A 12,118-nucleotide genomic window follows, 5' to 3' on the forward strand; every position below is an offset into this window, starting at 1 on the left:
CGACGGCGCCGAGCGCGGTACCGGGCTCAGGCGACACGGTTGGGCGGCTCGCGGCCGTCGAGCAGCGCTTCGAGGTTGCGGACCGCCTGGCGCCCCATCGCCTCGCGCGTCTCGATCGTCGCGCTGCCGAGATGCGGCAGCAGCACGAGGTTGGGGGCCGCCAGCAGCACCGGGTTCACCACCGGCTCGCCTTGATAGACGTCGAGCCCGGCGCCGCCGATCCGACCCTGCATCAGCGCATCGGCGAGCGCGGCCTCGTCGACCACCGTGCCGCGCGCGGTGTTGATCAGCACCGCGTCGGACTTCATCCGCGCGAGCATCGCCGCATCGATCAGGTGATGAGTCTCGACCCCGCCCGGGCAGTGGAGCGAGACGATGTCCGCCTCCGCCACCAGATCGGCGACCGAGGCGCAATAGCGCGCGCCAAGCGGGTCGGACGCCGGATCGACCGGGCGCCGGCTGTGATAGGCCAGCCGTACGCCCAGCGCCGCCTGCGCGCGCCGCGCGGTCTCCTGCGCGATGCGGCCATAGCCGATCAGGCCCAGCGTCCGGCCCTGCATCGACCGGCCGAGCAGGTGGGTCGGGCGCCAGCCCGTCCAGCCGCCGGAGCGCAGCTCGCGCTCGCCCTCGCCCGCGCGGCGGGCGACCATCAGCATCAGCAGCACCGCCAGCTCGGCGGTGGCGTCGGTCAGCACGTCAGGGGTGTTGGTGACGGCGATCCCGGCCGCGCGCGCCGCCGCCAGGTCGATATGCTCGATCCCCGCTCCGTAATTGGCGAGGATGCGCGCACAGCCGCCCCGACCGATCACCTCCGCGTCGATCCGGTCGGAGACGGTGGGGCAGACGACGTCGAACCTGCGGATCGCCTCCGCCAGCTGCTGCCGGCTCATCGGCCGGTCGCTTTCGTTGCGGTGCAGTTCATGGCGCGCCGCCAGTTCCTCCTCGACGGCCTCCGGCCAACGCCGGGTCAGCAATATCCGCGCCACCCTCTCTCCTTTCGTCGCCCGATCGATCGCGGGATCAGGCGTCCCGCCCACCCGCCGCCAGCAGCGTGTCGCGGGGGAACTCGCCGAAACGCAGCCGATAGGCCTGCGCGAAACGGCCGAGATGGAAGAAGCCGTAGCGGGTCGCCGCGTCGGTCACCGAGTCCGCCTGGCCGTTGCTCAGCGCCGCATGGACGGCGTCGAGCCGCAGGTCCCGGAATCGTGCCATCGGCGACACGCCGCGGAAGGTCTGGAAGTTCGCCGACAGCGTACGCGGCGTGCTCCGCACCGCCTCGACCAGATCGGTCAGGGTGATCGCCTCGCCGAGATTCTGTCGCATATGGGCTTCGGCCCGGCGGATCGAGGCGGGCAGCGGCGCGCCGCTGCCATGGTCGGAATGGTGCAGCAGCAGGTGGCGGATCAGCAGGTCCAGGACCGCGCTGTCGGTCCCCGCCATGCGGCCCGCCGCCGCCTGCGTCATGATGTAGCGGACCAGCTCCAGCGTCCCGCAACCGCCCCGATCCAGCCGAAAGGTGCGGTCGAAGCGGATCGGTCCGCTGTCGGTACCCGCGACCCGGGCGACGGCGGCGCGCGGGATGCGCATGATGAGCTGCCGGCTGTCGCCCGACCAATGGAGACGGCGCCCGGCGAGGTTCTCCAGCAGCACCGCGTCGCCCTCGTCCGCAACGAAGCCGCCATCGTCGTCCTCGACCTCCAGCCTGCCGCGCAGCACCACCTGGAACAGCAGGTGCGCGGGCAGCCGGCGCGGCGCGATAGACACGGCGGCGCCGTAGCGCAGCAGCACCAGCGGCAAGGCCCCGACGCTGGCGGTCCGCAGCTCGACCGCGAGCGGCGCATCCTCCATCACCGCGAGGTCATGGTCGCTCAGCGCACCGCCGACGAGCCGACGGGCCCCCGCCAGGGTCGACTCCTCCGCCGCCCGCAGGCGGTGCAGCGCGCGGTGCTCATCCTTCAGCAGGGCGAACTGGCCCATCGCGGCTCCTGACCTGATTCCCGCACTATACGGATGATATCCGCTAATCGCGGATATTGCGGAAGCGATTAATCGCGCAGCCTCCCTCCAACGGCAAGGGAGGTTGCGGGAATGGCCGACGATATGCTCGCCGCGCTGGTGAGACCCGACAAGGTCCACAAGCGCGTCTATACCGATCCGGCGATCTTCGACCTGGAGATGGAGCGCATCTTCGGCCAGGCCTGGATCTATGTCGGCCATGCCAGCCAGGTCCCGAAGCCCGGCGACTATTGGACCACGCTGATCGGGCGCGAGCCGGTGGTGATGGTGCGCGACCGGGACGGCGCGATCCGCGTCCTCTACAATCGCTGCCCGCACAAGGGCGCCAAGCTGGTGGCGGACGGCTGCGGCCATGCCGGCCCGCTGTTCCGCTGCCCCTATCATGCCTGGACCTTCGCCCTGGACGGCCGCCTCCGCGGCGTGCCGTTCCGGCAGGGCTATGCCGACACCGGCTTCTCGCTCGACGATCCCCAGTTCTCGATGCGCCCGGTCGCGCGAATCGCGGAGCGGCGCGGTTTCGTCTTCTGCTCGCTGGCCGAGGACGGGCCGGGGCTGGAGGAGTATCTCGGCGGCGCGCTGGCGAGCATCGACAATTTCGCCGATCGCGCCCCCGAGGGCGAGGTCGAGGTGGCCGGCGGCGTGATGCGCGTGATGCAGCACAGCAACTGGAAGATATTCTTCGAGAATCTCAACGACACCGGCCATCCGCAGGCGACCCACGAAAGCTCCTTCGCCGCCGCGCGGCGGACGGTGCGCGAGAAGCTGGGCGGCAAGACCCCGTTCCAGCTCCACATCATCGAGGGCAATGGCGAGCCCAACAGCTTCTGGGAGAGCCTGGAGCTGCGCTGCTACGACCATGGCCACAGCTATATGGACGCGATCTTCAACGCGCCGACCGACGCAATCAGCCTCGAATATCGCGGTCAGCTCGAAGCTGCCTATGGCGTCGAACGGGCGCAGGCGATCCTGTCGATGAACCGCCACAACACGATCATCTATCCGAGCTGCTCACCCCATACCGGGTTCCAGCAGCTCAGGGTGATCCGGCCCATCTCGATCGACCGGACGCTGGTCGAGATCTTCACCTTCCGGCTGAAGGGCACGTCCGACGCCTTCTTTCAGCGGACGATCAGCTACACCAACATCGTCAACTCGCCCTCCTCGACGGTGATGGTCGACGATGTCGAGGTCTATCGGCGCTGCCAGGAGGGCATGGCGTCGGACGGCGGCGACTGGATCAGCCAGCACCGCATGGCCGGCCATGACACGCCGTTCGAGGGCGGACTGCTGGGCGCCGGGATCAGCGAGGTGCCGATGCGCAACCAGTTCCGCGCCTGGGCATCCTATATGGGGGAGGCCGTCGCATGATCGCCGATCCGCTGCTGACCCACGCCGCCGCCGACTATCTCTTCCGCGAGGCGGAGCTTCTCGACGGCCGGCGGTGGGAGGACTGGGACGCGCTGTTCGCCGAGGACGGCATGTACTGGGTGCCGCTCCGCCACGACCAGCAGGACCCGCTCAACCATGCCTCGCTGTTCTACGAGGACGCGATCCTGCGCGACGTGCGCCGGCGGCGGCTGGAAGAAAAGCATGCCTGGTCGCAGCAGCCGGTGACGCGGACCGCGCGCATCGTCGGCAACGTCCGGATCGTCGCGCAGGACGGCGAGGGCCTGCGGGTGCGATCGGCCTTCCAGATCAGCGAATGGCGCCAGGGCCGCGACCAGCGCCAGCTCGCCGGCCATTACACCCATGACCTCGTCGGCACCGCGCCGGGCGAGTGGCGGATCGCGCTGAAGCGGGTCGACCTGATCAACTGCGACGGTATCCAGGACTGCTACGAGGTGTTCCTGTGACCACCGCCGTCCTCGCGCTCCATTACCAGAACGAGGTGCTGCACCCCGACGGCCGCATCCGCCTCGGCGTCGCCGAGGGCGCGCCAGGGCGCGACGCCGTGGTCGAGGCCGCCGGCCGCCTGCTCGCCGCCGCCCGCCGGCGCGCCCTGCCGCTCGTCCATGTCCGCATCGCCTTCCCGCCCGGTCATGCCGGAGTCGTCCAGAACGCGCCGATCTTCCGCAACGTCGTCGCCTCGGGCGCGATGGAGGAGGGAAGCTGGGGCGCGGCCTTCCACGAGGGGCTCGGCCCGCTGCCGGGCGAGGCCGTCGTCACCCATGGCCGGGTCAACGCCTTCTATGCTTCGGACCTCGAACAGGTGCTGGCCGGCATCGGCGCGGAGCGGCTGATCCTCGCCGGGGTGGCGACCAACTCGGTCGTCGAGCACAGCGCCCGCCACGCCGCCGACATGGGCTATGCGGTGGCGCTGGCGGCGGACGCCTGCTCGGCGGGGCAACCGCATCTCCATCAGGCGGCGCTCGACAATATCGCGCTGCTCGGCGAGGTCTCGACCGTCGCGGCGCTGCTGGAGCAGGACGCATGATATCGCTCGACGGCAAGGTCGCGATCGTGACCGGCGCGACGCAGGGCCTCGGCGCCGGCATCGCCGCCTCGCTCCACGCGGCGGGCGCCTCGGTGCTCGTCACCGGCCGCGACGCCGAGCGCGGCGCGGCGGTGGTTGCGGCGCTGGGCGAACGAGCCGCCTTCGTCGCCGCCGACATCGCCCAGGACGAGGGCGTCACGACCTGCCTCGATGCCGCGCTGGCGCGGTTCGGGCGGCTCGACATCCTCGTCAACAACGCCTGCCTCTATGCCGACCCCGGCCTGGACGCGAGCCGCGAGGATTGGCACCGCTCGCTCGACGTCAACCTGGTCGGCCCGGCGCTGCTGATCACCAAGGCGGCGGACCACCTGCCCTCGCCTGGCGGCGTCATCGTCAACATCGGCAGCGTCGGCGGCAAGTTCGGCGCGGCCGGGCGGCTGCTCTATCCGGCATCGAAGGCCGCGCTGATGCAGCTCACCAAGAGCGCGGCAGTGACGCTCGCCCCTCACGGGATCCGCGTGCTCACCGTCTCGCCCGCCTGGACCTGGTCCCCGGCGCTGGCCGGCATGGCGGGCAGCGAGCAGCGCGCGGATACGGTGGGCGCGCGCACCCATCCGCTCGGCCGGGTCGGCCGCGACGCCGATGTCGGCGACGTGGTGGTCTTCGCCTGTTCGGACATGGCCCGCTTCATGACCGGCGTCGACCTGCCCGTCGACGGCGGCTATTCGATCCTCGGCCCCGACCAGGGGCTGGGCCCGCGTCCATGGTTCGAGGGAGGGGAACAATGAACGCCCAGTGGGACGTCGTCATCATCGGCAGCGGCATCAATTCGCTGGTCTGCGCCGCCGAACTGGCGCTGAAGGGGCGCCGCGTGCTGGTGCTCGAACGCGAAGAGGTCGCCGGCGGCTGCATGCGCACCGCCGAGGCGACCCTGCCCGGCTTCCGTCACGACCTGTTCGCGATGTCGCTGCCGCTGTTCGTCACCGCCGCCCATTATCCGCTGCTCGGCCCGAAGCTCGCCGAACAGGGATTGCGCCTGCTGACCGCGCCGCAGCCGACCGCGGTGGTGCTAGGCGACGGACGGTCGGTCGTGTTCGGCCAGTCGCGCGAGGCCAATGCGGCGCTGTTCGATTCGCTCCATCCGGGCGACGGCGCCGCCTATGTCCGCGCAATGCGGGAGATCGAGGCCAACGCGCCGCTGATCTTCGGCCTGCTCCGCCAGGAACCGCGCAGCCGCGGAACGCTCGGCCTGCTCGGCCGGACCCTGCTGCGCGAGCGGATCGACGGTCTCGCCGGGCTGACCGGCGATTTCCTGCGGCCGATGCGCGCCTGGCTCGAACAGGATTTCGGATCCGACCTCGCCCGCGCGCTGATCGCGCCCTGGATCCTCCACACCGGGCTCGGCCCCGACGCACCATTGTCGGCGCTGATGGGCAAGCTGATCCTGTTCACGCTCGAAGCGGTCGGCATCCCCTTCGTCGAAGGCGGCATCGCGCAGCTCGTCGCCGCCTTCACCGCGCTGATCGAGGCGCAGGGCGGGCAGGTCGCGACCGGCGCCGACGTCACCCGCATCCTCGTCGAGCGCGGCGCGGCGACCGGGATCGAGACTGCCGACGGCCGGCGCATCATGGCGCGTCGCGGCGTGGTCGCCAACGTCACCCCGACCCAGCTCTACGGCCGGCTGCTGTCCGATCCCCCGCCGGCGCAGGCGGAGCGCGCGCGCCGCTACGTCTATGGCCGCGCCGACATGCAGATCCACCTCGCGCTGTCGGAGCCGCCGCGCTGGCGCGACTCGGCGCTCGACGGGGTCGCGCTGATCCACGTCACGCCGGGGCTCAACGGCGTCTCGCGCGCGGTAAACGAGGCCGAGCGCGGCCTGCTGCCGGTCGAGGGGACGATCGTGGTCGGCCAGCCGGCATCGACCGACCCGTCGCGCGTCCCGCCGGGCCAGGGGCTGCTCTGGGTCCAGCTCCAGGAACTGCCGCGCCAGGTGCGGGGCGACGCCGCCGGACTGATCGTGCCGCCCGCCGGCGGCCGCTGGTCGCCCGCGCTGGCCGAAGCCTATGCCGCGCGCATCCTCGATCGGCTGCGCGGCTGCATCGCCAATTTCGACGGCGCGCTGCTCAAGACGACGATCCTGTCGCCGGCCGATCTGGAGGCGATGAACATGAACCTGGTCGGCGGCGATCCCTATTCGGGCGCCTGCTCGATCGACCAGTTCCACCTGTTCCGCCCGATCGCCGGCGGCCGCAACCACGACACGCCGGTCCGCCGGCTGTTCCATATCGGCGCGTCGACCCATCCCGGGCCGGGGCTCGCCGGCATGTCCGGCCATATGGTGGCGGCGCGGCTTTAGGACCTCGCCCCTTCGCTTGACCCGCACATCCTGAGGAGGGCCGGAACGAAGGTGAAATGGCTCCTCAGGATGAGCGGAGGTAGATGGCGTCATATTGGACGCCAAGGCACTCAGGCCGCCGCCAGCATATCCTCCAACGCGCGGCCGCTGTCGTCGGCGAGTGCCTGGGTGCAGGCGTCGTCGAGCCATTGCGCCCGGCGGTCCCCCGGCGGGCGGGCGAACAGGGCGGCGCGGATCGCCTGGAAGTTGCGCAGGCCCCGTTCGAAAGTGTCGCCATAGCCCTTGATCAGCCGCTGCGACCGCACGATCCCGAGCGCGAGCGCCGGATCGCGCGCGATGCTGGCGCGAACGTCGCCCAGCCACGCCTCGATCCGCTCCTGCTCCTCGGCATAGCGCAGCGAGCGGCGGCGCATCGGCCTCAGCCCTGCCAGCAGGCGCAGCATCAGGAACCAGCGCAGGCTGGTCGTCTCGACATGGCGGCCCTCGCGGAAGAAGCGGTCGAGCCAGGACGAAAGGCGCGGCGCGCCCAGGATGAAGCGGCCGATCCCCGCGGGCAGCGTCTCGCACAGCTCGCGCAGGCGCGGGTGCATGAACTCGGTGATGCCGACGATCTGCCCTTCGCCCGCCTTGACCTCGGCACGGACCCGATCGAAGCGGGTGGCGCGGCTCTTCAGGTCGGCGACGCGGATTATGTCCTCATAGCTCATCCACAGCGCCAGGTGCCGCGCCAGCTCGGCCGTCGTCTCCCACGGCGCCGCATCGAGCGCGGCGATGTCGCGGAGCCGGTCGAGATAGAGCGTCGCATAGCCAGCGTCCTGATAGTCCATCAGCCGCTGGACGCCGTGCAGCGCCGCCGCATGGGCGGGGGCGGGCAGTTCGCCCAGGATGCGCGCGTGCAGGGCGCGGCCGGCGTCGGTGGTCGGCTGCGGGACGGCGTGGTCGATCGCGTCGGGCATCGCCACCGGCGCCTGTGCGGCGCGGAAGCCTTCGTCGAAGCCGCGCAGGTTGCTTGCCACCGCGATGCCGCTGTCGCGGATCGCCTGCTCGAACGCCTCGCGCGGGAAGGGCAGCGCGCCGCTGCCGCCGAGCGCGCCGAACATCACCGCGCTGATCACGCTGCCCGATCGCTCGGTCGCCGCCTCCATGTCGAAGCCGATGAAGCGCTTCGCCCGCCGCGCCGCCGCCTCGACGATCCGTTCACCGCTGCCGCGGCCGTCGCCCATCCCGCTCTTCTCAGCGATCGCATAGATGCGGTGGGTCGACCCGATCAGCGTGGTGCGATCCGCGGTCGAGAAGTTGCGCAGCATCGCGCGGCCGGTCTCCATCAGCTCGGAGGCGATGACGATGTCGACATCGCCCGGCGTCGGCATTTGCGCGAGGATCGGCAGCCGATCGCCCGCGCGCGCCAGCTCGACATAATAGACGGTCGATCCGGTGCGCTGGGCGACGCCCGGCACCGACGTCCCCTGGGCGAGCCAGCCATGGTGGCGCGCGACCTCCTGGATCCAGTCGGCGAGGACACCGCCGCCCTGCCCGCCGAGCGCGAGGATCGCGATGCCGATGCGATCGCGCGCCGTTTCGTTCGTCGCCGCCATCAGAAGGCCCTCGCCGCGCGGACGCGCGCATCGCGTTTCTGGAGGCCGAGGATCAGCCGCGACCGCAGCGCCTTCCACCAGCCTTCCCACCGCCCCGGATTGGCGACGATGCTGGCGCGGTAGAAGCTCGGGCACAGCACCGCGGCATGGCTCACCTCGCCGCACAGGCCGCAGCCGACGCAGCTATTGTCGACATGCGCGACCGGATCGCGGCGCAGCGGATCGGGGTTGGGCTTGATCGACAGCGACGGACAGCCCGACAGGCGGATGCAGCTATGGTCGCCGGTGCAGGTATCGGGATCGACACCGAAGCGCTCGCGCACAACGCGCTTGCCCTCGCTCATCGCCTTGCGGACGCGCGGCTTCTCGCGCCGCTGCCGGTTGAGCATGCATTCGGACTGGGCGACGACGATCTTGGGCCCGCGCTCGGGGCTGGTCATCGCCTCGCGCAACGCCGCCATCATCCGCTTGAGGTCATAGGTGCGGTCGATGGTGCGGACCCAGCCCGCGCCGATCCCGCGCACCGCCGTCTCGATCGGATGGCGGGTGGTGCGCGCCCGGTTGTCGGCGCGCGACGACAATATGTCCTGCCCCCCGGTCGCGGCCGAATAGCCGTTGTCGACGATGACGGTGACGGTGTCGTCCTTGTTGAAGACGGCGTTGCCGATGCCCGAGGTCAGGCCGTTGTGCCAGAAGCCGCCGTCGCCCATCACCGCGATCGCGCGCTTGTCCTTCGGCTTGAAGGCGGAGGCGCCGGCCGTGCCCAGGCCATAGCCCATCGTCGTGTTGCCGATGTTGAACGGCGGCAGGATCGAGAAGAGGTGGCAGCCGATGTCGGCCGAGACATGGGTCGGCCCCAGTTCGCGTTCAAGCAGCTTCATCGAGGTGAACACCGGGCGCTCGGGACAGCCGGTGCAGAAGCCGGCCGGGCGCTGCGGGATCTGCGCCGCGACCGGCGCCGGCAGCGGCGCGATCGACAGGTCGGGCAGGTCGAGCGCGGGCTGCCACTCGGTCAGGAATGTGCGCAGGCCCTGCGCCATGACGTGCGCGGTATAGTCGCCGGCGCGGGGCAGCACCTCCTTGCCGACGATCCGCGTCTGCAGGTCGGCGCGGCGGACGAGCGTGTTCAGCTCATGCTCGATGAACTCGGGCTGCCCCTCCTCCAGCACCAGCACGGCGCGCTTGCCGCGGCAGAAGGCGGCGACCTCGTCGGGGATCAGCGGATAGGTGACGTTGAGGCAATAGACCGGCAGCCGCGCGGCGCCGAACGCGTCCGACAGGCCGAGCAGTTCCATCGCGCGGTTGAGGCTGTTGAACAGGCCGCCCTGGACGATCAACCCGACCTCGCCCTCATCGGGGCCGAACCATTCGTTGAGTCGGTTCTCCTGGACGAAGGCGATGCCGGCGGGCCAGCGCTTCTCGACCTTCTCGACCTCGTGGAGGAAATTGGCGGGCGGCAGCACGATGCGGCTGGTGTCGCGCACCGGCGCGGCGGCCGCCTCGTCGACGGTCATCGCCGGGCGGCGATTGTCCTTGGCGACGAAGCTGCCGGTCATGTGGCAGGATCGGACGCGCAGCTCGAGCATCACCGGAGTGTTCGACGCCTCCGACAGCCGGAACGCCTGCTCGACCGCGTCGACGATGCTCGGCAGGTTCGGGCGCGGATCGATCAGCCACATCTGCGACTTCATCGCGAAGGCGTGGGTCCGCTCCTGCATGATCGAGGAGCCTTCGCCATAATCCTCGCCGACGATCACCAGCGCGCCGCCGGTGACCCCGCCCGAGGCGACGTTGGAGAGCGCGTCCGACGCGACGTTGGTGCCGACCACCGATTTCCACGCGACCGCGCCGCGCAAGGGATAGTTGACCGAGGCCGCGAGCATCGCCGCCGCGGTCGCCTCGCTCGCGCTCGCCTCGAAATGGACGCCGAGGCTGGCGAGCAGGTCGTTGGCGTCGGCGAACACGTCCATCAGGTGGCTGATCGGCGATCCCTGATAGCCGCCGACATAGGCGACGCCCGACTGGAGCAGCGCCTTGGTGACCGCGAGGATGCCCTCGCCGGTGAAGGTCTCGCCCTCGCCGAGCTTGAGCAGCTCGACCTCGGCGGCGAAGGACCGCTCAGCCATGGCCGCCAGTCTTGGCGACCAGCGCGAGCACGCGCAGCGGGCTGCCCGAGCCGTTCTCGATCTTGAGCGGGGCGGCGACCAGCACCGTCCCCGTCGCCGGCAGGCGATCGAGATTCTCCAGGCATTGCAGGCCGTAGCGACCGGCGCCGTGGAGCAGCGTGTGCGCCGGATAGGGCGGGGTCAGCAGGTGCGCCTGGCCGGCGTCGGTGCCGATCGTCTCGACCCCGAAGCCGATGATGTCGCGCTCCTCGATCAGGTAGCGGACCGCCTCTGCATTGGGGCCCGGCGTATGCGCGCCGTCCTCGCGGCGGTTGGTGTAGGCGTCGACGTCGCGCTTCGACCAGTCGGTGCGGAACAGCACCCAGCTCCGCGCGGGAACCGGGCCGTGGGCCGCTTCCCACGCCTCGATGTGCGAGCGGTCGAGCAGGAAGTCGGGATCGGTCTCGGCCTCCGCCGAACAATCGATCACGACCGCGGACGCGACGAAATCGGCCGGGGCAATCGTGTCGACGCTGTTGGCAGGCAGGTCCTTGCCCGAGACCCAGTGGACCGGCGCGTCGAAATGGGTGCCGGTATGCTCGCAGACCGTGAAGTTGCTCCAGTACCAGGCGACGCCACGCTCGTCGTAGCGTGAGATCACCTCGCGCGAGAAGGGCGCGCACTGGCCGAACTCGGGCGGCAGCACCAGCACGGGGGTGGCCTCGGACAGGGTCTGGGTGAGATCGACGACCTCGACCCCTCCCGAGCCGATCGCGGCCACCAGTTGCGAAAGCACGTCATTGCGGGAATTGGACATCAGGGTCATCCTCTCGTCGGATATCCGGATGCTGCATCAATAAACTTGCATGTGCAAGTATTTTCAGGCCATTGAAAAAGGACATGATGACCAAGGACCTGCGCCCCCTCGGCGATCCCGGCTCGGAGGAGTTCCGGGTCGATGCCTATCCCTTCTACCTGCTCAACCGGGCGGTGAGCCGCTACAATGTCGTGATCGAGGCCGAGCTGCGGGCGATCGGCATCGACATCCCGACCTGGCGGGTGCTGATGGTGCTGGGCGAGAAAGCGCCGCGCCCGATCGCGCAGGTCGCGCGGTCGACGGTGATCAACATCTCGACCATGGCGCGGATCGTCGAGCGGATGTCTCGCGCCGGGCTGATCGACAGCCGGCCGAGCAGCGAGGACGGCCGGGTGACCGAGATCTTCCTGACCGCCACCGGACAGGAGAAGCTGACCGCCGCCCGCGCGGTGACCGCACCGATCTACCGCAAGCTGATCCGCGGCTTCGGCGCCGAGGATTTCGGCCTGCTGATCGACATGCTCAACCGGCTCCACGACAATCTGGATTGAATCCCGCCGTCGCCCCGGCGGAGGCCGGGGGCTCAGGAGAGAGGAGATGGGCTTATCGCAGGAGCCTCCCGAGATCCCCCGGCTCGCTTTGCGAGCCGATCTCCGGCTGCGGACTGCCCCCGGCAGTCCGCTGTCCGCCTACGATCCTCCGCCGGGATGACGGGTTAGGCGGCGAGCTTCGCGGCTGCCCTGGCGCGGCGTGTGATCTCTGCGGTGTCGGGCTTGCCGGGCGGGACGATCCAGC

11 protein-coding genes are annotated in these 12,118 nt (G+C 70.4%); 6 read left to right on the forward strand and 5 right to left on the reverse strand.

The window, feature by feature from the left end:
- Nucleotides 1-26: 26 nt before the first annotated feature.
- A complete protein-coding gene (locus B5X82_RS23755) occupies nucleotides 27-986 on the reverse strand; it encodes a 2-hydroxyacid dehydrogenase (RefSeq protein WP_079650832.1) in 960 nt (319 codons plus the stop codon).
- Between the two features lie 34 nt (nucleotides 987-1,020).
- Nucleotides 1,021-1,977, reverse strand: coding sequence for an AraC family transcriptional regulator (locus B5X82_RS23760; protein ID WP_079650833.1), 957 nt, complete (start codon nucleotides 1,975-1,977; stop codon nucleotides 1,021-1,023).
- 111 nt (nucleotides 1,978-2,088) lie between these two features.
- Here B5X82_RS23760 and B5X82_RS23765 point away from each other — a divergent pair, with 111 nt between their 5' ends.
- From B5X82_RS23765 to B5X82_RS23785, 5 genes are read left to right on the forward strand one after another with little or no spacing between them, the layout of a single operon-like run.
- Nucleotides 2,089-3,384 carry an aromatic ring-hydroxylating dioxygenase subunit alpha gene (locus B5X82_RS23765; RefSeq protein WP_079650835.1) on the forward strand — a complete coding sequence of 432 codons (1,296 nt, stop codon included), beginning with the start codon at nucleotides 2,089-2,091 and terminating at the stop codon, nucleotides 3,382-3,384.
- Entirely contained in the window at nucleotides 3,381-3,869 is a 489-nt protein-coding gene (locus tag B5X82_RS23770) for an aromatic-ring-hydroxylating dioxygenase subunit beta (RefSeq protein WP_079650836.1), read from the forward strand. The genes B5X82_RS23765 and B5X82_RS23770 overlap by 4 nt, the downstream gene beginning before the upstream one ends.
- Nucleotides 3,866-4,450, forward strand: a complete 585-nt coding sequence (locus B5X82_RS23775; protein ID WP_079650838.1) for a cysteine hydrolase family protein — start codon at nucleotides 3,866-3,868, stop codon at nucleotides 4,448-4,450. Before B5X82_RS23770 ends, B5X82_RS23775 begins: the two co-directional genes overlap by 4 nt.
- Nucleotides 4,447-5,238, forward strand: a complete 792-nt coding sequence (locus tag B5X82_RS23780; protein ID WP_079650839.1) for an SDR family oxidoreductase — start codon at nucleotides 4,447-4,449, stop codon at nucleotides 5,236-5,238. The genes B5X82_RS23775 and B5X82_RS23780 overlap by 4 nt, the downstream gene beginning before the upstream one ends.
- On the forward strand, nucleotides 5,235-6,806 hold the full coding sequence (locus tag B5X82_RS23785) for a phytoene desaturase family protein (RefSeq protein ID WP_079650841.1): 1,572 nt from the start codon (nucleotides 5,235-5,237) through the stop codon (nucleotides 6,804-6,806). Before B5X82_RS23780 ends, B5X82_RS23785 begins: the two co-directional genes overlap by 4 nt.
- A gap of 110 nt (nucleotides 6,807-6,916) precedes the next feature.
- Here B5X82_RS23785 and B5X82_RS23790 read toward each other — a convergent pair whose 3' ends face one another.
- The 3 genes from B5X82_RS23790 to B5X82_RS23800 are packed head-to-tail and all read right to left on the reverse strand — an operon-like array spanning nucleotide 6,917 to nucleotide 11,323.
- Nucleotides 6,917-8,401 carry an indolepyruvate oxidoreductase subunit beta family protein gene (locus tag B5X82_RS23790; protein WP_079650842.1) on the reverse strand — a complete coding sequence of 495 codons (1,485 nt, stop codon included), beginning with the start codon at nucleotides 8,399-8,401 and terminating at the stop codon, nucleotides 6,917-6,919.
- A complete protein-coding gene (locus tag B5X82_RS23795; RefSeq protein ID WP_079650844.1) occupies nucleotides 8,401-10,527 on the reverse strand; it encodes an indolepyruvate ferredoxin oxidoreductase subunit alpha in 2,127 nt (708 codons plus the stop codon). Before B5X82_RS23795 ends, B5X82_RS23790 begins: the two co-directional genes overlap by 1 nt.
- Nucleotides 10,520-11,323, reverse strand: a complete 804-nt coding sequence (locus tag B5X82_RS23800; RefSeq protein ID WP_079650848.1) for a cyclase family protein — start codon at nucleotides 11,321-11,323, stop codon at nucleotides 10,520-10,522. Before B5X82_RS23800 ends, B5X82_RS23795 begins: the two co-directional genes overlap by 8 nt.
- A gap of 83 nt (nucleotides 11,324-11,406) precedes the next feature.
- Between B5X82_RS23800 and B5X82_RS23805 the strand changes: the two genes are divergently transcribed.
- Entirely contained in the window at nucleotides 11,407-11,874 is a 468-nt protein-coding gene (locus tag B5X82_RS23805; protein WP_235862789.1) for a MarR family winged helix-turn-helix transcriptional regulator, read from the forward strand.
- Nucleotides 11,875-12,118 lie beyond the last annotated feature (244 nt).

Origin of the sequence: Rhizorhabdus histidinilytica (assembly GCF_900167915.1) — a bacterium.
GTDB classification, from domain to species: Bacteria; Pseudomonadota; Alphaproteobacteria; order Sphingomonadales; family Sphingomonadaceae; genus Rhizorhabdus; species Rhizorhabdus histidinilytica.

Coding starts and splice junctions, on each gene's coding strand:
- B5X82_RS23760 (WP_079650833.1), bottom strand. CDS start 1,977: ATGGGCCAGTTCGCCCTGCTGAAGGATGAGCACCGCGCGCTGCACCGC.
- B5X82_RS23765 (WP_079650835.1), top strand. CDS start 2,089: ATGGCCGACGATATGCTCGCCGCGCTGGTGAGACCCGACAAGGTCCAC.
- B5X82_RS23770 (WP_079650836.1), top strand. CDS start 3,381: ATGATCGCCGATCCGCTGCTGACCCACGCCGCCGCCGACTATCTCTTC.
- B5X82_RS23780 (WP_079650839.1), top strand. CDS start 4,447: ATGATATCGCTCGACGGCAAGGTCGCGATCGTGACCGGCGCGACGCAG.
- B5X82_RS23785 (WP_079650841.1), top strand. CDS start 5,235: ATGAACGCCCAGTGGGACGTCGTCATCATCGGCAGCGGCATCAATTCG.
- B5X82_RS23790 (WP_079650842.1), bottom strand. CDS start 8,401: ATGGCGGCGACGAACGAAACGGCGCGCGATCGCATCGGCATCGCGATC.
- B5X82_RS23795 (WP_079650844.1), bottom strand. CDS start 10,527: ATGGCTGAGCGGTCCTTCGCCGCCGAGGTCGAGCTGCTCAAGCTCGGC.
- B5X82_RS23800 (WP_079650848.1), bottom strand. CDS start 11,323: ATGTCCAATTCCCGCAATGACGTGCTTTCGCAACTGGTGGCCGCGATC.
- B5X82_RS23805 (WP_235862789.1), top strand. CDS start 11,407: ATGATGACCAAGGACCTGCGCCCCCTCGGCGATCCCGGCTCGGAGGAG.